Annotated in this window: 16 protein-coding genes and 1 pseudogene; all 17 read right to left on the bottom strand. The window is 38.6% G+C overall.

Annotated features, from left to right (window positions below; translation table 11 throughout):
* Positions 1-51: 51 nt before the first annotated feature.
* A complete protein-coding gene (locus R8923_RS01210; RefSeq protein WP_485870929.1) occupies positions 52-1,398 on the bottom strand; it encodes an aldehyde dehydrogenase in 1,347 nt (448 codons plus the stop codon).
* Positions 1,399-1,447: 49 nt separating this feature from the next.
* A complete protein-coding gene (locus R8923_RS01205) occupies positions 1,448-2,173 on the bottom strand; it encodes a YebC/PmpR family DNA-binding transcriptional regulator (RefSeq protein ID WP_485870928.1) in 726 nt (241 codons plus the stop codon).
* A 99-nt stretch (positions 2,174-2,272) separates the two neighbouring features.
* Positions 2,273-3,835, bottom strand: coding sequence for a ribonuclease Y (gene rny, locus R8923_RS01200; RefSeq protein WP_485870927.1), 1,563 nt, complete (start codon positions 3,833-3,835; stop codon positions 2,273-2,275).
* Between the two features lie 293 nt (positions 3,836-4,128).
* Positions 4,129-5,178, bottom strand: a complete 1,050-nt coding sequence (gene recA / locus R8923_RS01195) for a recombinase RecA (RefSeq protein ID WP_485870926.1) — start codon at positions 5,176-5,178, stop codon at positions 4,129-4,131.
* A 254-nt stretch (positions 5,179-5,432) separates the two neighbouring features.
* Complete coding sequence (locus R8923_RS01190; RefSeq protein ID WP_485870925.1) at positions 5,433-6,686, bottom strand: competence/damage-inducible protein A; 1,254 nt, start codon at positions 6,684-6,686, stop codon at positions 5,433-5,435.
* Positions 6,687-6,763: 77 nt separating this feature from the next.
* Positions 6,764-7,342 carry a CDP-diacylglycerol--glycerol-3-phosphate 3-phosphatidyltransferase gene (gene pgsA / locus R8923_RS01185; protein ID WP_485870924.1) on the bottom strand — a complete coding sequence of 193 codons (579 nt, stop codon included), beginning with the start codon at positions 7,340-7,342 and terminating at the stop codon, positions 6,764-6,766.
* A gap of 74 nt (positions 7,343-7,416) precedes the next feature.
* The gene (locus tag R8923_RS01180; protein ID WP_485870923.1) at positions 7,417-8,364 is read right to left on the bottom strand and encodes a helix-turn-helix domain-containing protein; all 948 of its coding nucleotides are present in this window, start codon (positions 8,362-8,364) and stop codon (positions 7,417-7,419) included.
* 38 nt (positions 8,365-8,402) lie between these two features.
* Positions 8,403-9,134, bottom strand: coding sequence for an elongation factor P 5-aminopentanone reductase (gene ymfI / locus R8923_RS01175; protein WP_485870922.1), 732 nt, complete (start codon positions 9,132-9,134; stop codon positions 8,403-8,405).
* 108 nt (positions 9,135-9,242) lie between these two features.
* Positions 9,243-10,532 (bottom strand): EF-P 5-aminopentanol modification-associated protein YfmH, encoded by a 1,290-nt coding sequence (yfmH, locus tag R8923_RS01170; RefSeq protein ID WP_485870921.1) that lies wholly within the window; start codon positions 10,530-10,532, stop codon positions 9,243-9,245.
* Positions 10,513-11,797, bottom strand: a pseudogene (yfmF, locus tag R8923_RS01165) (EF-P 5-aminopentanol modification-associated protein YfmF). The gene yfmH and the pseudogene yfmF overlap by 20 nt, the downstream one beginning before the upstream one ends.
* Positions 11,798-11,919: 122 nt before the next feature.
* Positions 11,920-12,870 (bottom strand): ABC transporter permease, encoded by a 951-nt coding sequence (locus R8923_RS01160; protein ID WP_485870920.1) that lies wholly within the window; start codon positions 12,868-12,870, stop codon positions 11,920-11,922.
* Positions 12,867-13,910 carry an ABC transporter permease gene (locus R8923_RS01155; RefSeq protein ID WP_485871208.1) on the bottom strand — a complete coding sequence of 348 codons (1,044 nt, stop codon included), beginning with the start codon at positions 13,908-13,910 and terminating at the stop codon, positions 12,867-12,869. Before R8923_RS01155 ends, R8923_RS01160 begins: the two co-directional genes overlap by 4 nt.
* Positions 13,911-13,920: 10 nt before the next feature.
* The gene (locus R8923_RS01150; RefSeq protein WP_485870919.1) at positions 13,921-15,459 is read right to left on the bottom strand and encodes an ABC transporter ATP-binding protein; all 1,539 of its coding nucleotides are present in this window, start codon (positions 15,457-15,459) and stop codon (positions 13,921-13,923) included.
* Between the two features lie 365 nt (positions 15,460-15,824).
* Positions 15,825-16,901 carry a BMP family lipoprotein gene (locus R8923_RS01145; RefSeq protein ID WP_485870918.1) on the bottom strand — a complete coding sequence of 359 codons (1,077 nt, stop codon included), beginning with the start codon at positions 16,899-16,901 and terminating at the stop codon, positions 15,825-15,827.
* Between the two features lie 299 nt (positions 16,902-17,200).
* A complete protein-coding gene (locus R8923_RS01140; RefSeq protein WP_485870917.1) occupies positions 17,201-19,483 on the bottom strand; it encodes a DNA translocase FtsK in 2,283 nt (760 codons plus the stop codon).
* A 152-nt stretch (positions 19,484-19,635) separates the two neighbouring features.
* On the bottom strand, positions 19,636-20,202 hold the full coding sequence (locus R8923_RS01135; RefSeq protein ID WP_485870916.1) for an ATP-dependent Clp protease proteolytic subunit: 567 nt from the start codon (positions 20,200-20,202) through the stop codon (positions 19,636-19,638).
* Positions 20,203-20,279: 77 nt separating this feature from the next.
* The gene (locus R8923_RS01130; protein WP_485870915.1) at positions 20,280-21,206 is read right to left on the bottom strand and encodes a YitT family protein; all 927 of its coding nucleotides are present in this window, start codon (positions 21,204-21,206) and stop codon (positions 20,280-20,282) included.
* Between the last annotated feature and the right edge of the window lie 183 nt (positions 21,207-21,389).

Here is a 21,389-nt window from a genome sequence, read left to right as displayed (position 1 = left end):
CATTATTTACTACGCTCTCTATTCTACAAAAAAAGTAGAACCTTCCGCAACTCATTTTAAAAAGAAACGCAATAATTTTTCCCGATATTTTGAATTTGGATAACGAAACTTCATATCAAAAGCATTCGTTTGTCTAAGCACACTCTTTTCATGTGAAAACGTTCGGAAACTTGCCTCCCCGTGGTAATGTCCAAAGCCACTATCACCCACACCACCAAATGGCAAATACGGCGTTGCAACATGCATGAGCGTGTCATTAATACACACACCACCAGAAGACGTTTTAAAAATAAACTTCCGCTCGATTTCGCGACTTGTCGTAAAAAGATAAAGTGCAAGCGGTTTAGGACGTTCACGAATAAACCGAACCGCATCTTCCGCCTCTTTAAACCTAATAATTGGCAAAATCGGACCAAAAATTTCCTCCTGCATCACAGAACTATCCAAATCTGGTTCTTCCAAAAGATAAGGTGCTATTTTCAAATTCGCTTCATCAACCAAAGCGTCTTTCGCATAGCCCAAAAGCCGATTAAAATGTGCGTCATTCACAATTCTTCCATACGCTTTACTCGCCAGAGGATTCCCACCATAAAGCTCCGTTATTGCCTCAAGAAGTGCATTTTTAAATTCATCATAAATATCTTCCTGAACTAAAACATAATCTGGTGAAATGCAAGTTTGCCCTGCATTTGTCCATTTTCCAAAAGCAATGCGCTTTGCTGCTAGCGAAATATTTGCGTCTTTCATGACAACAACTGGACTTTTCCCACCAAGTTCAAGTGTAACTGGCGTTAAATGATTAGCCGCTTTTTGCATCACAATTTTCCCAACACGTGTTGAACCCGTGAAGAAAATGTAATCCATTTTTTGCTCTAATAATTCCGTCGTCTCAGCCACACCGCCACTTACAACCGCAATAATCTCTTCACGAAAACGTGATAAAACGTGCGTCAGCACTTGTGCTGTATGTGGTGCGAGTTCCGATGGTTTTACAATCACTGTATTTCCAGCCGCGATTGCCCCAATTAGTGGTGCGAGCGCTAATTGATATGGGTAATTCCACGGAGCAATAACAAGAACAGTACCATACGGCTCGCGGTGAATAAATCCTTTGGAACCAATATGCGTCAAGCTCGTCTTCACTTTCTCCACACGCATCCATTTTTTTAAATGTTTTAATGCAAAAGCAATCTCTTCATAAATCATCCCAATCTCTGTCATATAGGCTTCAGAACTACTTTTTCCCAAATCTTTTTCGAGTGCAGCCAAAAACAGTTTTTCGTTTTCTTTAAGTAGCATCGCTAAATTCTCAAGCGTCGTTTTCCGGTGTAGAAAGCGCTTCGTGTGGCCTTCATCAAAATAGGCATTTTGCCGCTTCATAATTTCACTTATTTGCATGATTTTCCCCTCCTAAAAAGACGCCTATGTTGCCAGCGCCTTTCTAAATTTAGTCGTTAAACGCGTTTGTATAAACGTCTTGTACATCGTCATCATCTTCTAATATGCTCAGCAACTTATCAAATTCGGCACGTTTATTTTCTGAAACTTCTTGGTAAATTGTAGGCAGCATCGTCAGTTCCGCTGCCTCAAATGTGAAGCCGTTCTGTTCCAACTGCTCTTTCACAGTCGTAAAATCTGCTGGCGTCGTAAAGACTTCAAACGCTTCAGCACTTGTTATAATATCCTCAGCACCCGCTTCAATGGCAAGTAACATAAACTCATCTTCACTAATGCCAAGATTTTCCCTTAGCACAACTAAGTAACCTTTCCGATTAAACATATAAGCCACGCTACCCGTTTCGCCTAAACTTCCGCCGTTTTTATTAAAAGCAACACGCACATTCGTTCCCGTACGATTCTTATTGTCCGTAAGCGCATGCACTAAAACAGCCACACCAGAAGGCCCGTACCCTTCGTAAGAAATCTCGTCATAGTTTTCCCCCGCCTGATTTCCTGCCGCCTTTTGAATCGCGCGCATAATATTATCATTTGGCATATTCGCTGCTTTTGCCTTATCCACAACAAGTCTGAGTGCAGGATTTAGCGCGGGATCAGCTCCACTTTTCGCCGTCATATAAATTTCCTTTGCAAGCTTCTGAAAAATCTTCGCCCGTTTTGAATCCTGTGCATTTTTTCTTCCTTGAATATTTTTCCATTTTGAATGCCCCGCCATAATCCGCTCAACTCCTTTATTAAAATTCTAACGTATTCAAATTGGCGGCGCAAGTTTAGGACATAAAAAGAACACCCAGCTTCCGCCGGGTGCTCTTGTTTATTTCGCGTATTCAACTGCTCTTGTTTCCCGGATTACCGTTACTTTAATGTGTCCCGGATAATCAAGTTCTTCTTCAATTCGTTTGCGAATATCTCTCGCTAGGCGATACGATGCTAAATCATCAATTTCGTCTGGCTCAACCATAATCCGGACTTCACGTCCTGCTTGAATGGCATAAGATTTTTCAACACCCTCGTAAGATTCTGAAATTTCTTCCAGTTTTTCTAAACGACGGATGTAATTTTCAAGTGTTTCACTACGCGCGCCAGGTCTAGCAGCAGAAAGCGCATCCGCAGCAGCAACTAAAACAGCAATAACAGAAGTCGGTTCAGTATCCCCATGATGGGAAGCAATACTATTAATGACAACATCATTTTCTTTGTATTTCGTTGCTAATTCGACACCGATTTCAACGTGACTCCCTTCAATTTCATGGTCAATTGCTTTCCCAATATCATGAAGTAATCCCGCGCGTTTCGCAAGTGTCACATCTTCACCAAGCTCTCCAGCCAAAATTCCAGCTAGTTTAGCGACTTCCAGTGAATGATTTAAAACATTTTGTCCGTAACTTGTACGGTAACGCAAACGGCCTAAAATTTTAATCAAGTCTGGGTGGATAGAATGAATTCCAATTTCAAAAGTAGCTTGCTCTCCCACTTCACGAATGTGTTCATCCACTTCTTTACGTGCTTTGTCGACCATTTCTTCAATCCGTGCTGGGTGAATTCGTCCATCTTGAACTAATTTTTCAAGTGCAATTCGCGCAATTTCACGACGAATTGGATCAAAACCTGATAAAATAACAGCTTCTGGCGTATCATCAATAATTAAATCAATACCAGTTAATGTTTCAAGTGTACGGATATTCCGTCCCTCACGACCAATAATTCGACCTTTCATTTCATCGTTTGGAAGTGTGACAACGGATACAGTCGTTTCAGCAACATGATCGGCTGCACATCGTTGAATGGCAAGTGATAAAATGTTTTTCGCTTTTTTGTCCGCTTCTTCCTTCGCCTTGTTTTCTGATTCCTTTACCATGATAGCCGTATCATGAGAAAGCTCCTCTTCTACTTGGTTAAGGATGACTTTTTTCGCTTCATCTTTTGTGAGTGCGGAAATGCGTTCGAGCTCATCTTGCTCTTTTTGAATCATCTCATCAATTTTGCTTTCCTTCTCTTCAATATGTTGTTGTCGTTTACTGATATTCTCCTCTTTTTTCTCGAGTGTACCTTCTCTTTTACTCAAAGAAGTATCTTTACGGTCGAGGTTTTCCTCCCTTTGCAATAAGCGATTTTCTTGTTTTTGTAACTCTCCTCTTCGCCCACGAAGTTCATTTTCGATTTCAGTACGTACTCTATGGCTCTCTTCTTTTGCTTCTAGCAACGCTTCTTTTTTCGTTGTTTCCGCCTCTTTTTTAGCATCTTCAACGATTAATTCAGCCGTTCCACGAGCAGCAACCAGTTTCTTTTCAGAACTAGCTTTATAAATAAGTGAGCCAACAACCAAACCGACGATTAAGAAAAGCAAACCGGAGATGATTGCGACTACTACGCTCATCCTTACACCTCCTTCGCTATTCAGTTTTCGTTATAATTATGTCGGTGGCCAAAAATGATTGGCACAAAGTGTATTTTCTATCATTAGCTGGATAAATTCCAGCTTTACTAAAAAGCAGTTTTCTTTTCCATCATCACTCTTTAGCAAATGTAAAATATACAATCTAATTTTATATTTGAATATACGTATTGTCAAGGAAAGGGCAGAATAATACAAGAAAAAATGCCTTTTCTCTCGTTTTAAACAAAAAGCCTAGTTTATATCCCACTATAAACTAGACTTTCATATGCATTTTATTCGTCTTCTAAAAGACTGAATTCCTCATCAACATCTGATGTGTTACCCTGTTCTGAATCTGCATCAATACCATATTCCGCACGAACCCGATTTGAAATTTCATCGCGAATTTCTGGATGCTCTTTTAAGAATTGTTTCGCATTTTCACGACCTTGACCAATACGTTCCTCATTGTATGAATACCATGAACCGCTCTTATTGATAACATCTACTTCAGAAGCCATATCAACAAGTTCGCCTTCACGAGAAATTCCTTCTCCGTACATGATATCTACTTCTGCCACTCGGAATGGTGGTGCAACTTTATTTTTAACGACTTTAATTTTCGTTTTATTCCCGATAACATCGGTTCCTTGCTTCAACTGTTCAGCACGGCGAACTTCTAAACGAATAGTCGAATAGAATTTTAAAGCACGTCCACCAGGTGTTGTTTCAGGATTTCCAAACATAACACCAACTTTTTCGCGAATTTGGTTAATAAAAATTGCAATCGTTTTAGATTTGTTAATGACACCAGATAATTTACGCAAAGCTTGCGACATTAAACGAGCTTGAAGACCCACGTGGGCGTCTCCCATTTCTCCTTCAATTTCTGCACGCGGAACTAATGCGGCAACTGAGTCAATTACTAACATATCGACTGCTCCACTTCTTACAAGTGCTTCTGCAATTTCAAGCGCTTGCTCACCTGTATCTGGTTGTGAAAGTAGTAATTCATCGATATTAACGCCTAAATTTTTAGCATAGGTTGGATCCAAAGCATGTTCAGCATCAATAAAAGCAGCCGTTCCACCTTGCTTTTGCACTTCAGCAATGGCATGGAGGGCAACAGTCGTTTTACCAGAACTTTCTGGTCCGTAAGTTTCAATGATTCTTCCTCTAGGATAACCACCCACGCCTAAAGCAATATCAAGAGCTAGTGAGCCACTTGAAACAGTGGAAATATTTTGGTCACTATGCTCACCTAATTTCATAATTGAACCTTTACCAAATTGTTTTTCAATGGATTTTAAAGCTTGGTCTAAAGCAGCTTGACGATCGTTCACGTTATTGCCTCCTCTATTTATCTCTCTTTGTTATATTTTACAAGTCGAAATCCTCTTAATTTAAATTCCTAAAGTAACTATACCTTATTTCAAATTAAGAATCAAGCAAAAAGCGAACATTTATTCGCATTTTTTATAAACCGTATTTTACCTTCCTCACAGAAGTATTATAACGTGCCTAAACCTGTTCGTCCAACTCTTTTTTCAGCGTTATTTCTTGCTTTTCACAATACTTTATCGCTTTTTTTCTTAAATTAAAAACCCATTTTTTCTGTTAAAAAGTGATTAATAATTTGAAATCCTTGTTTTACCGCACGATTTCGATTATGATTCCGATCTCGTCCAAAAACAAACGAATAAGTCTCTGTTTCAAAACCTGCAACACTTAGCCCAATAAAAACTGTTCCAGGTATATGACCATCTAGTTCGCCTGGTCCTGCCACACCGGTAAAACTAATGCCCATTTCTGTGTGACACAGCTTGCGAACATTTTCAGCCATCGCTTTTGCACATTCTGAACTTACTACTCCGTGTTCAGCAATAATTTTTTTAGAAACACCAAGAACATCCTGTTTCATTTCAGTACTGTACGTAACCACTCCGCCTTTAAAAATATCAGATATGCCTGTTGTAGCTCCCAATTCAGCTTGAAAAAGCCCAGCCGTCAAACTTTCTGCTGCAGAAATCGTGATTTTTTCTTTTAACAACTTCATGATGACCACATCAGCAAGTGAAACTTCACCATAACCGTACAAAAATTCCCCATCTCGCCTTAAAATTTCCTGTTCGGTTTCAACTAATAATTTATCCGCTTCTTCTTTTGTTGCAGCAGAAGCTGTAATTCGAATTTCAACTTCATTGTCCGAAGCATATGTGGCGATTGTAGGGTTCGTTTGCTCCTCAATTAAATCATGTAAATCATTAGCTAGTTTGGACTCTCCGATACCGAAAAAGTGCATAATTTTTGACTCCAAGTGAACCTCTTCCTCAAGCGAACCTTGTAAGAGCGGTTTCGCATATTGCTGAAACATTGGTTTCATTTCTGACGGGGGACCAGGCAAGAGCATATAATTTTTATTTGCCAACTCAAAAAACATACCCGCAGCAAACCCGTAGTCATTTTGAAGAACGACGGCGTTTTCAATAACAAGTGCCTGCAATTTATTGTTTTCCGTCATAACCCGTTTGCTCGAAGCAAAATAGTCCGTTATTTTATTTAGATGAAAGGCATCTTCCACTAAATTTTTACCCAAATGGCTCGCTAGGACTTGCTTTGTTAAATCATCTTGTGTTGGTCCTAATCCTCCAGTAAAGACGAGGAGGTCACTTCGCTCTTCAGCAATTGTAATCACTTCTTGAAGGCGGCGAGGATTGTCCCCAACCACCGTATGATGATAAACAAAAATGCCAGCACTTGCTAATTCTTTAGATAGAAAGGCGGCGTTTGTGTTTACAATTTGTCCCATCAAAATTTCTGTTCCGACCGCAATGATTTCTGCACGTACCATATCCACACCCCTTTTAATTTAACGAAAAAAACAAAAATACTCCCTCCAAAATTGCTCGGCTGAAGTATTTCCGTTTTTTACATAGAGCCTTTGAAGACTCCGCGATTTTTATAAAAGTAATCGATTCCTGACCAAACGGCAAAAAATGCGCAGACATATAGGAAAATTAAATCGACGCGTATTCCCGTCCAAGCAAATGGAAAGTTATCTAAAAACATTAACGGAATGGCAATCATCTGTGTAAATGTCTTGATTTTCCCAAGCTGTCCAGCGGCAAGCACCTCACCGCCTTCTACAAGAAGTAAACGTAAACCCGTTACGGCAAGTTCACGACTAATGATTAAAATGACAATCCATGCTGGTGCAATGTTCATTTCGACCAAAATGATAAATGCCGCTGTAACAAGCAGTTTGTCTGCCATTGGATCTGCAAATTTCCCAAAATTGGTAATAAGATTGTATTTCCGAGCTAGGTGCCCGTCAAACCAATCTGTTAATGCCGCAACAACAAAAATGATTGTCGCAATTAAACTTGTTACTGGAATTGTAGAATCTAACCACTCAACATTTCCCCATGCAAACGGTACAACACAAATAATGACAAAAATCGGAATTAAAATAATACGTGCTACCGTAAGTTTATTCGGTAAATTCATTCTTCCATCCCCCACTCTTTACTATTATTCAAAAAGAAAGTATAGGCAAGCTAATCACCTATACCTCTTTTATGTTACTGATTAGATGTAGTTGAATTTTCATCACTACCTTCTTGAATGCTTACAGTTAATACTTGTTTCACGAGCGTTGGCGCAAGTTCTAGCGCTTCACCATTAATTTTAACTGTTGTGACCGGGGCATTACCAACAACAATCGAAATGGTTTTATTTTCACCTGCATCAATTGTTTCACTCTTTTCCCCGTCTTTTAAAATACCGTTATAAATATTAGCACCAGCTTCAGTGGAAATCCCCACCCAGCTCTCGCCACCAGACGCTGATAGTTCAACTGTCAGCTTATCCGCGTTTTCTACAGTATAAGTTGTTGCATTCCCTTGTGTTTCACCTTTTGTAATCGTAAGCTGTTTTTCTTCCTCTTTTTTCGCATCCTCTTCTTTTTTCTTAGCATCATTAGCTTTTTGCTCTTCTTCCTTTTTCGTTTCATCGCTATTATCTGATTTCTTTGTTGAAGAACCCGTATCATCCTGCACTTTAACAGTTTGATTATCATTTGGCGAGGTTACTTCATCATCGTTTGATTTATTAGCAAAAACAAAGTACCAAATAATAAAGAGAATGAACAGAATAAAGAGCGCTATAAGCACTTTTGGTAAAATATCGAAAAAACGATTTCGCGTTGAAGCAGACCCACCAACAGAATGCGTTGTAAGTGGTGTCGCTTTTTTTTGTGCCCTACTTTGCTCTTGATTTACCACTTCTTGTTGTGAATAAGGCACTTCCGATTCGAATTCAGTAAATAATTCTGCGCTGTCTAAATCGACTGCTTCTGCGTATTGTTTTATAAAAGCACGCGTATAAAATTTACCAGGCATAACCGAATAGTTGCCTTCTTCAATTGCGACTAAATATCTTTTTTGAATTTTAGTAATTTGTTGCAAATCATCTAAGCTGAGTCCTTTTTCTCGACGTGCAGCTTTCAGTTTGTCGCCTAATTCAGTCAATATAAAACACCTACCATATTAAATCTTAAATTTATCTATCACATGTTCCAGCCACCATTAACACCTAGAGCCTGTCCAGTAATATAATTATTTTCTTCGTTTAGCAAAAAAGAAGCGGCATTCGCAACATCAATTGGTGTAGCGAGTCGTCCAAACGGGATTTCCTGCGCTAACTTCATTTTTTCACTTTCAGAAAAGCGTTCTAGCATGGTTGTATCTACCGCACCAGGGGTAATTGCATTAACAGTCGTCCCGGTATAAGCTATTTCCTTGCTTAAGGCTTTTACAAAAGTAAGTTGAGCACCTTTCATCGTTGAATAAATCACTTCCATTGCTGCACCAATTTCTCCCCAAATAGAACTTATAAAAAGAATTTTCCCATGCTCACTTTTTTGTATTTTCGGCAAAAAAGTGCGAACTAAACGGAGCGGCATTTCAACATGTATTTGATAAAGTTGTGTCAATGAGTCATCTGAGCTATCCATAAAAAGTGTATATTCAGACTCCCCAGCAGCATGTACCAAAACATCGAGCTGAAAAATAGAGTCTACCATTTTCGTTAAACTTTCAGAGTTTCTAAAATCAGCTTGAATGGGGAAAATATCAACTTGCGAATTGGCAAATTCATCCATAATAGCTCTAATACTTTCAAAATTTTTATGATAATGCAAATAAAGATGAAAGCCATCATGCGCTAGGCGTCTCGCAATTGCTTGTCCAATTTCGCCACTTGCTCCAGTTATAAAAGCATACTTGTTTATTTTAACCAATTTAAAAACTCCCTGAAAACCTATTAATTTCATAATAGCATGGCTTTATTTATAATACCATTTTTTCGTTGAGTTTGCTCATGAAAACCTAAGATTTTATACTTTTCTTTAATTTTTTTCAGGTAAAAGGGTAAAAGATGTTATTTTATCCTCATTAGCCAAAGTTTTAATAAACAAATCAACATCTGATTTAGTAACAGATTCCAGTGCCTCCGGAATATCAAATAAGGAAGCCTCTTCTAAAATATATTGACTAAATTGATTCGCGATAAATTCAGGTGAATTAAGCGACCTTAAAAACTGCCCTATTTTTTTGCGCTTAACAAGTTCTATCGTTTCCGCCGATACCCCTTCTCTTGCACTTTTAAAAATGGCCTTTTGAATCGCGTTTGATTGCGCATCTGGGTTTTCTGCATCGCCGCCAATAATGACAAATGAAAAACTATCTTGTAGCGAATAATCAAAACCAAATGTATCATCAATAACGCCTGCATTGTAAAGGTCTAAATAGTTTTCCGATGTTGTCCCAAACAAAATTTCAAGCGCAATATCTGCTGTCATTTCATGTTTAACTGCTTCAAAACCACGCAATAAGCCTATATCCTCTTTAATTCCGACTAAAACTTTCGCCACTTGTACAGGAAATGGTACTTCCCTATGCTTCATAGCCACTTGTTTTTGTTCATTTGGGAAAGAGCGTTTTATTTCAGTTGGCGTAGCAAATGATTTTTTACTTTGATTTTTACGAATGTCTGCCATCATTTCATTTGGCTCAAGCTGGCCGACAACGAATAATACCATATTGCTTGGATGGTAAAAGGTATGGTAGCACAAGTATAATAAGTCTTTATCGATTTCCGCGATAGATTCAACCGTTCCCGCTATATCAATTTTAACTGGATGCTCTTTATACATATTTTCAATTACGCCGAAATAAGCGCGAAAATCTGCATCATCATCATACATTCGAATTTCTTGTCCAATAATCCCTTTTTCCTTTTCAACTGTTTCTTTTGTAAAGTATGGTTCCTGTACAAAATTAAGTAAGGTTTCTAAGTTTTCCGGAATATTTGATGTGCCAGAGAATAAATAAGCCGTTCTAGTAAACGATGTAAAGGCATTTGTAAACGCACCTTTTTCACCAAATTTAAAGAAAACATCACCATCTTCTTTTTCAAACATTTTATGCTCTAAAAAGTGAGCAATCCCGTCTGGAACATGTTTCATTTCTGTTTCACCTAACGGAACAAATGTATTATCAATTGAACCGTAATTTGTTGTGAAAATCGCAAAAGTTTTACTAAATCCTTTTTTAGGTAGTAAGTAAACTTTTAGGCCATTTTCAAGCTGTTCATGATAGACACTCTCGCCAACTTGTTTAAAATCGATTTTCTCCATCTAACTCACTCACCTCTCCTCAAGAAATAAATTGTATCTTCCTGAATTTTTTGTATGGCAAAAACAACTTCATTTTTGGTTGTATCTTTAATTTTTTGAATCCAATTCTGAAGCGTTAAATCGCTTTGTTTAAGCACATTATTATAGGCAAGTTCAATGAGTCCTTGGGCCCCGTCACTTGTTTCAAGCAATTGATTAATATACAACTCTTTTGTTTGCGAAAGCTCTTCTTCCGTAAAATCACCGGCTTTCATTGCCGCGACTTGTTCTTTAATAATAGCCACTGCTTGTTCACGGTTTTTTTCGTCAATGCCAGCAGAAATGACCATAAAACCTTTAAAGGAATCCACTCGACTAGAAGCATAATACGCCAAACTCGATTTTTCACGTACATTGATGAAAATTTTTGAATTTGCATAACCGCCTAATAAGCCATTTGCAATTTGTAGAGGGACAAAATCTGGGTCACCAAATAGAATACCCGTACGATACCCTAGCACGAGCTTTGCTTGGTTGATGGGCTGATTTTCAGTGACAATACGTTCAGCAGACACTGGTTTTGACGGGACAACCGTTAAATCTTTCATTTCACGGTCAGGAAAATCTAGTTTTTCAACAAAAGGAGCTATTTCGTCACGTGACAAATTGCCACAAATAAATAACTGAACTGTGTCTTCACGAAGAAACTCCCCATAATACGTATAAAGATCACTCGCGGTAATATCCTCAAGTTCTGAGAGGATACCCGCTGCAGGATATTGAAAAACGTCATCCGCGAACATCTCCTCGGTAAGTCGCAAGTTTGCATAACGAATTTTATCGTCGTACACGCTCTCAAGCCGGCTCTTCAAATTCGCTTTTTCACGAGTAAATGTTTCGGCATCAAAAGCTTTTTCAGAAATATTCGGGTTGAAAAACACTTCGTTTAAAAAAGCGAACGCGTCCGCTAAAAGCTGTTCTCCTTCAGGCACAAGTTGCCCATCCACCATATCAAAAACGGCAGTTATAATATGTTCATTACCTTTTTTTTCAACAGAAGTAAAGAAATTAGCGCCATACAAATAAGCAAGCCGCCGTCTAAAAGCTGTTTGCGTTTTATATGCCGCATTATTTGTTTCAAACATCATAGCTAGAAGTGATCGTTTCGTGATTGTCTCGCGTTTTAACGGTGAACGAAACTTCAATACAATACGATTCGATTTAAACTTCCCCGTTTGAATAAATGTTGTATGTATCGTCCCTAATTTTTCTTGATAATAATCCATAAATTTAAAGCTCCTTCCGTTTTTTACCCTATCTTTCATTTTAGCGCAACTACGGCGGAAGTACAATTCTAAAAGCCTCTGCAAATGCAGAGGCTTAGGTTTTTGCCTATTCAAATTTCTGTTTATTTTCCTTTAATGTAATTGATACCATCTGCTTTTGGTGCTTCTGCTTTACCAATGAAGCCAACAAGCGCCAAGATTGTTAAGACGTATGGTGCAATTTGTAAGTAAATATCTGGAATTTCCTTGAAGAATGGTAGCGAGCCGCCTGTAATAGCAAGACATTGGGCAAAACCAAAGAAAATAGCTGCCCCCATTGCCCCGAGCGGATTCCATTTACCAAAGATCATAGCAGCAAGTGCCATATAACCTTGACCTGAAATAGTAGCGTGACCAAAGTCTAGGGTAAAGGACTGCGCATATACTGCACCACCTAAACCGCCTAGAATACCAGAGATAATAACACCTTGGTAACGCATAAAACGTACTTTTATTCCCATCGTGTCAGCAGCAAGTGGATGCTCCCCGACGGAACGAAGACGAAGTCCAAAGCGTGTTTTATATATAATAAACCATGAAAGTATCGCGAACAAAATTGCCACATAACTCATGATTGGCACATTTTTGAAGAAAATTTCGCCAATAAAGGGGATATCTTTTAATACAGGAATATCCGGTTTTCCAAAATAATAGGAAATTTGATCCGTTTGCCCCTTATCATAAATAACTTTTACAAGGAAAAGTGAAAGTCCTGTTGCTAAAAAGTTAATTGCAACACCTGAAATAACATGGTCTGCGCGGAAATTAATCGTCGCAACCGCATGAACAAGGGAGAATAAACCTCCTACAAGCATAGCCGCAACAAGGGATATCCACGGAGTTAATGCACCAAAAACATTTTGAAAAGTAAGGTTGAAGACGATTGCCGAGAATGCACCCATGACCATCATACCTTCTAACCCAATGTTAACGACACCGCCTCGTTCAGAGTAAACGCCACCTAGCGCCGTAAAAATTAGCGGCCCTGCCATGAGTAACGTACTGGAAACTATCGTTGCTAAAATCGCAGTCATTCTGCTTTCGCCCCTTTCTTAAATTTCGCCATCGTCCAACGAATGATATAACTGGATGCCACAAAGAAAATAATAAGGGCGATGATGACATTAACTAATTCATTTGGAACGCCTGCAACGGCTGGCATATTGAGTGCACCAATTTTAAGGGCACCAAATAGTAAGGCCGCGAAAATGATTCCAATTGGAGAACTTCCCCCAAGAAGGGCTACAGCTATTCCGTCAAATCCGATACCAGGCGAGGCACTTAGGACGTATGCATTCCCGTATGTACCAAGACCTTCCATAACACCACCAAGTCCTGCTAGACCACCTGCTATGACCATTGACATCACGATTGTTTTCTTAACGCTCATCCCAGCATATTGGGAAGCATTTTCATTAAAGCCTACTGCTTCAATTTCATAACCAAATGTTGTTTTATTTAACATCAACCAAATAATTAAAGCAAAACCAAGTGCTATTAAAATTCCCCAGTGCAAGGTTGAATACTGTGTGATTTCTTGTAAAAAGGCAGATTGTAGCGAAGCGCTCTCCCCAACAGTTTTTGTTTTATCAAGACCATCTGTTAAGAGATTTTGGACAACATAATTAAAAATATAAAGCGCCGTATAATTAAGCATGATCGTGACAATAACTTCATTAACGCGCAGAGTTGCTTTTAAAATCCCTGGAATGAAAGCCCAAAATGCACCAAAAAGAATACCCACAATTACAGCTAATGGCAAGTGAATCCATTTCGTTAAGCCATCGAATTGTAGCGCAACGATAATCGACCCCAGCCAGCCCATAAGCATCTGTCCTTCTGCTCCAATATTGAAAAGACCTGCCTTAAAGGCAACTGCTACAGAAAGTCCAACTAAAATGTAAGGCGTTGATTGACGAATGGTTTCACCAATGTAATAAGGTTGACCAACAACCCCGTCAATCAGAGCAGAATAGCCCGCAATTGGATCATAGCCAAAAATAAGCATGATAATCGCTCCAGAGAGGAGTCCTAAAATAACAGCAGTAACAGGAATAACGAGTGCGTTTAACATACTTTTGACTTTACTCATGAGCCTCTTCCTCCGTTTCCGCCTTTACTTTTGAGCCAGCCATTAGGAGTCCAAGTTCTTGTTCTGTCGTATCTTCTGGCTTCACAATAGCTACGATCTTCCCTTCGTAAATAACCGCAATTCGGTCACTGACATTCATAATTTCATCGAGTTCAAATGACATTAAAAGAACTGCTTTTCCTTTATCGCGCTGCTCAATTAAACGACGATGAATAAATTCGATGGCCCCAACATCTAAACCACGTGTTGGTTGAGCCGCAATAAGAAAATCAGGATCGCGACTTACTTCCCGAGCAATAATCGCTTTTTGTTGATTCCCTCCTGAAAGAGCTTTTGCCGCCACATATTCGCTACTTGCACGTACATCGTATTCTTCAATTAGACCGCGTGCAAAATCATACATTGCCTTATGATTTAAAAAGCCCTTACTTGAAATCGGCTTTTTATAATACGTTTGAAGTGCGATATTTTCACCTAAACTCATTTCAAGTACTAAACCGTGTTTATGACGATCTTCTGGGATATGCCCTAGTCCATGTTCTGTAATTTTACGTGGTTTATTATTTTCAATTGATTGTCCGTTTAATTTTATCGTACCTGCAGAAACTTTCGTTAAGCCGCTAATAGCTTGAATTAATTCGCTTTGTCCATTTCCGTCCACACCGGCAATACCGACAATTTCCCCTGCGCGAACGGACAAATTCAAGCCGCGAACGCTTTCAATGCCACGAGTTTCTTTCACAACCAAATCTTTCACTTCAAGGACATCTTTTCCAGGCGTTGCTGGTTTCTTCTCCGTTGTAAAGACAACTTCACGTCCAACCATCATATTTGCTAATTCTTGTGGATTAGTTTCAGAAACATTAACTGTTCCCATTCCTTTACCGCGCCGTATAACAGTAACCCTGTCACATACATCCATAATTTCTTTTAATTTATGCGTAATTAAAATAATCGATTTTCCTTCTTTAATTAAAGCACGCATAATTTGGATGAGCTCTTTAATTTCCTGCGGTGTAAGTACCGCTGTTGGTTCATCAAAAATTAAAATATCTGCACCACGATAAAGCGTTTTTAAAATTTCAACACGTTGCTGCATTCCAATTGAAATGTCTCGTACAACGGCATGTGGATCAACACGCAAGCCATATCGATCAGAAATTTCTTGAATTTCTTGGATAGCTTTCTTTTTCTCAATGACACCAAACTTATTAGGTTCTTTCCCTAAAATAATATTTTCTGCCACTGTGAATTTATCGACAAGCATAAAGTGTTGGTGGACCATTCCAATCCCAAGGTCATTCGCCTTATTTGGACTATGGATATTTTCTTTTTGACCTCGTACGCGAATTTTCCCACCGTCTGGTTCATACAAACCGAATAGTACGTTCATTAGTGTTGATTTTCCTGCGCCATTTTCACCTAACAAAGCATGGATTTCTCCCTGCTTTAACTGTAAGGTAATGTTATCGTTAGCTACAAATCCAGAAAACTCTTTTCTGATTCCTAACATTTCAATAACATAATCCACATTCTCACTCCCTTTATTCGCTTCTTCAAAACGGAAAAACAGCCACTCGCGTATTTCTCACGAAAAACGCCGCCTCTCCTCAATCAGTCTACAACGATTCTCGAGTTTTTTATCCGTTTCATATCACTATCAATGCTCTTTTCTGTAAAAAGTATGTATGAGTGGTAAATCTTAGGACCAATAAAAAAGGCATCACTTTATTTTATTTCTATTTGCTTTCCAATGCAATCATAATTTATAAAAAAATAAAAATATCTTTTGGTTACATTAGTAAAAGGGTTTACTTGTTATTAGAAAGCGGTTTCATTTAAAAATGAATGACAGGTCGCTTTTAGTAAGAAGCGACCCTGTCATTCTTTATTTCATCACGGTTTTTCTGGAACTTTAATTTCACCATCAACAATTTTCTTTTTGTATTCATCAACTTTTTTCAGAATATCTGCAGAAATATTTTCTTGATGAGGTGATAGTCCAACAGCATCCTTATCTAGACCGTATTCGATCTTCTCGCCGCCAGGGAAATCTCCAGCTTTTGCACGAGTAGATAAGTCTTTAACAGCGATATCAACACGTTTAATTTCAGAAGTTAAGGTAACATTGTATTCTTTACCATCGTTAGCCTTAACTTTTCCTTCGTCCCATTGGTCACGGTCAACACCGATTACCCAAACAGCACGACTAGGATCTTTTTTCTTCAAGTTTTTCGCTTCTGCAAACACACCATTACCAGTGCCGCCTGCAGCATGGAAGATAACATCTACACCGCTAGAATACATTGTTGAAGCAATTTGTTGCCCTTTATCTGCTTTTGCAAAGTCATTTGCATATTGAACGTCAATTTTCGCATCAGGATTTACAGCTTTTACACCTTCAGTGAACCCAGCTTCAAAACGGTCGATAACTGTACCTTTTACGCCACCGACAAATCCAACTTTATCAGTTTTAGTAGTAAGACCAGCTACCACACCAACTAAGAATGAACCATCGTTGTCTTTAAATCCGATACTTACAACATTATCGCGATCATCGATTGTATCATCAACGATAGCAAAGTGATTATCTGGATTTTGCTTCGACACTGTTTCAATGGCTTCTTTTAATTTGTAGCCAATACCGAAAATCAAATCATAATCAGAACGAACAGCTGTATTTAAGTTTGTTTTGTAGTCAGCTTCAGATGCAGATTGCAAGTAGTTGTAACCATCTGTACCTTTTTCCATGCCGTTATCTTTACCGAATGCTTGAAGTCCTTCCCAAGCTGATTGGTTAAATGAACGGTCATCTACACCGCCAGTATCAGTAACCATAGCAACAGTGAAGTCTTTATCACTATCTTTGCTACCCCCACTTTTACTATCCGAATCATTCGAACCACAAGCTCCCAAAATTAAAGCAGAAGCTAAAACTGTTGTTAGTGCTAAAGCAAATGTACGCTTTTTCACCTGCAAACCCCTCCCAAGAGATAAAATGTCAGCTAGATTTAACGGTTTACTACGAACATTCGTGCCTTATTAGGTTATGTAAGTTCCCTTTTTGCTAAAAGACGAAAATTCTTTGTAATCGTATACTCCAACTGCTTTTAATATACCATGTTCCGCTGTAGAAATAAACAAGTAAGATGACATTTTTAAAATACAAGTAAATTCCGAAAATTTGATTTTATTTCAAATCCATTCATTTAGTAAGCGTTTACATTTAATTCGAAAGGAAAACCAGTTCAAAAATTGAACTGGCTTCTTTTTTATTCTTCCCCTTCAATTCGTTCAATGTTCACACGACGCGGCTTACTACCCTCATGTGGCCCCACGACTCCGCGTTGTTCCATCTCATCTACAAGTCTAGCAGCTCGGTTGTAGCCAATTCTAAATTTCCGTTGTAACATTGAAACAGAAGCAGTTTGCATCTCTACAACAAGCTGAACCGCTTCATTGTAAAGCTCATCTTCGCTTTCCTCTGATATATCTGGCACATCATCTGGAATCATTTCTTCGTTATATTGTGCTTTTTGCTGGGCAATTACAAAGTTCACAACTTTTTCTACTTCTTCATCGGATAAAAACGCGCCTTGCACGCGTGTTGGTTTACTTGAACCTACTGGTAAGAACAGCATATCTCCTCGTCCTAGTAGCTTCTCAGCGCCTCCCATATCTAAGATTGTTCGAGAATCTGTTGCGCTAGAAACCGCAAAAGCAATGCGTGAAGGAATATTTGCTTTAATTACCCCTGTTATCACGTCGACAGAAGGGCGTTGCGTTGCAATTATAAGGTGAATACCCGCGGCACGTGCCATTTGAGCAAGTCTAGTAATCGCATCTTCAACATCATTTGAGGCGACCATCATTAAGTCGGCAAGCTCATCAACAATAACAACGATAAATGGTAATTCCGCTTGTTTTTCTTCATTTTCTTCGTTATGACGGCGGACATGTTCATTATATCCTTCCATATTTCGGGTTCCAGTATGAGAAAATAAGTCGTAGCGCCTTTCCATTTCCGCGACTACTTTTTGTAATGCCTGTGCGGCTTTTTTCGGATTGGTGACAACTGGCGCTAATAAATGTGGAATGCCGTTATAAACATTTAACTCGACCATTTTAGGATCAATCATCATCATTTTTACTTCATGTGGCTTGGCACGAAGGAGAATACTCGTAATGATGCCGTTAATGCAAACAGATTTCCCGCTACCAGTTGAACCTGCAACAAGTAGATGCGGCATTTTATTTAAATGGGCAAGTGTTGCTTCACCAGAAATATCACGCCCGAGCGCAATTTGGAGTTTATCTTCTGGCTTATTATGACTGTTGTTTTCAAGCACCTCACGCAGTGTCACAACAGCGACTTGTTGATTAGCGACTTCAATACCAATGGCAGACTTTCCTGGGATAGGTGCTTCAATCCGAATATCCTTTGCAGCAAGTGCAAGTGCGATATCATCATTTAGCGAAACAATTCGGCTTACTTTTACACCGACAGCTGGCTGTACTTCGTATTTTGTAACAGCAGGGCCGAGATGTACTTGTGTTATTTTTGCTTTCACACCAAAGCTTTCAAATGTTTCTTCTAGTTTTCTAGCGTTGGCTTTAATTTGATCATATTCGGCAGATTGATCAGTCGGTTTAGCTTCTACCAATAAATCAAGAGCAGGCAATTGATAGATTTCATTTTCAAAAGACTCTTGCTCAAATTTCAATTCAGCTTGACCAACTTCTTCCTCCAGCTCCTTTTTGATGGGTTCCGTAACGGGTTCTGGCGTTTGATTTTGGCTGAAATTAGAAATAATTGGTGGCAATTTGTCTTCGATGATTTCTTTTTTAGGTTGCTCGTTTTGTTCGATAGGTAACTCTTTTTCATTTACAAGCTGTTTTTTTTCACGTTCAGCTCTTTTTTCTTTACTTTTTTCATTCCAAGCTTTGAATTTTTGGACGATAAATGAAACCGCTTGTTTGATTTTGTCTTTTACAACAACAAGTGGAACTCCAGAGGCAAAACACAAACCTATAAAGACAAGAATAAGCCCGATTATATTTGTTCCTATTTTAGACACGAGAAAATAAGTAACGAAAGATACTGTTGCCCCAATCATTCCGCCCCCTACTGTCGGCACGGTACTTGGGTGAATGAGATTCGTAAATGCAACTTGCCATGAATATTCCAAGAATTCTCTATCTGCTGGAAGGTTTTGCGCGATAAACGTCATATGTAAAAGTATTGCGAGTCCGGTAAATATCAAGTAAATTCCGATGAGTCTTTTTGAAAACATTTTTGGCCACACGCGCTTAATCATCAAATAGCCGCCAAGAATTATTAAGCCAATGAGTAAACCGTAGCTAAGTGAGCCAACTAACAATTCGCCAAGCGCATAAATATGTTGACCGATAAAACCTAATTTAAAAATACCGATAAGTCCTAATGCAATGAAAATAAGACCTGTAATTTCGAAACGAAAAATAGGATTATTTTTTTTCTTCGAACGCGAATTTGTTCGTTTGCGCGTCGCCGTTTTTTTCTTTTGAGTTGCCAATACTTTCCCCACCTTATTCTCAGTTTCACATGAAAATCCTGCTTCATTATAACATATTTCGCCTTAGCTTGACTCATTCGAAAGTCCTATTTCCCAAACAAACGTACGTAAAAAAACCGCAACAATCAAATTGAGAGTTGCGGTTTTATTTTTTACAGTTCAGCACCCGTTTGGATTATTTTATTTACGATTCCATATTCAATCGCACTGTCTGCTGACAGCCAGAAATTACGATCCGTATCTTTTGCAATTTTTTCATACGGTTGACCAGTTGCCTCACTAATTAAGCGATTGATTCGCTCGCGCATTTTTATAATCTCGCGAGCCTCAATTTCGATTTCACTACTTTGACCTTGTACCCCGCCAAGCGGTTGATGTATCATGTAGCGGGTGTTTGGCAAACTAAAACGATTTTCTTTTTCGGCAGCTAAATAAATGGTAATTCCAGCGCTCGCTACCCAGCCAGTTCCAACAACGCGCACTTCTGGTTTTACAAAACGAATCATATCATGGATTGTATCTCCTGCTTCTACGTGCCCACCTTGACTATTAATAAAAATGGTAATTGGCTCATCACTTAAAGATTCTAAAAGGAGCAACTGACTAGATACTTCTTTAGCTAAATCTTGGTTAATTTCTCCGTAAAGTAAAATTGTGCGATTATCAATCATTTTTTGTGTCAATAAACTATTTACATCTTGTTTCTTTTCTTCCGACATCTTCTCCACGTCCTCTCAAACAAAACTGTAACTTTATTTTACACTTTTGGTCAAAAAAGGTCAAAAAATATGTCTGTTTATAAGTGAGGTGTTCGTTTTGATCTCATGCTTCCACCACGAACTTCAGACATGCTTCCACCGACGGCCAAAAAGGCATCTGGATCGATTTCATCTAAAATAGCTTTTAATTTCACTTCCTCAAATCGAGAAATTATAACAAAAATTACTTTCCCAGTAGCACCTGAATAGCCTCCAGTAGAATCCAAATAGGTCACACTTTTACCAATTTGATCCATAATTTCAAGTCCAATTTCTTCATAGTATTGACTAATGATGAAGGCACTTTTTGATTCATCCATTCCTTGAATGACGATATCAATGACTTTATACGCTAAAAAATATGTAATAAGGGAATACATGGCTCTATCCCAGTTAAAAGCAAATCCTGCTACACTAAAAATAAGTAGATTGATGCCCATAATGATTTGCCCCGTAGAAAAAGGTGTTTTACCGTTAATAATGATAGACACGATTTCTGTCCCATCAAGCGCTCCCCCGTTTCGGATTACAAGCCCGACACCTAGTCCAAGGGTCACCCCACCAAAAACAGTTGCCAGTAATAAATCATCTGTCACTGGTTTAAAATCATGCAATAAAAGCGTGACTATTGACATGACTGCGATACCATACAAAGTGAATAGAGCAAAAACTTTACCGATGTGACGGTAACCTAGAATAAAAAAAGGGATATTTAAAACAAAGGTTAGGAGACCGAGCGGAAGCGGCGAAAGTTGTGAGATTATAATGGAAATCCCTACTACACCACCATCTAAAATTTGGTTATTGACGAGGAAAAGCTCCAGACCGACACCCATTAAAATGGCGCCAACAGTAATAATAAATATCTTATATAAAAACCACTTCATTTTTTTTCGTCTGCGTATTTTAACTTCTCGTAAAGCCTGTTCTTCCAAAAAATCCGAGTTTACCTGCAATGTCATCACTTCCTGTTTTTCGCATTTTTTCTCTTTTAGTATAGCATAGCCACTTTTATATTGTATAGAAACTTCATTTAGTGAAGTAAATTTACACTTGCCGAATTCTCCTTACTTATAGTAAGATAAAAGATGCGCAACTTGTGGAGAATAGTGCGGAAATGCGTACTTTTTCACATAACAAATTATTAA

Origin of the sequence: Listeria tempestatis (assembly GCF_963575625.1) — a bacterium.
Classification (GTDB): Bacteria; Bacillota; Bacilli; order Lactobacillales; family Listeriaceae; genus Listeria; species Listeria tempestatis.
The sequence above is the reverse complement of the archived record's forward strand: the minus strand, read 5'-3'. Positions and strand labels throughout refer to the sequence as shown.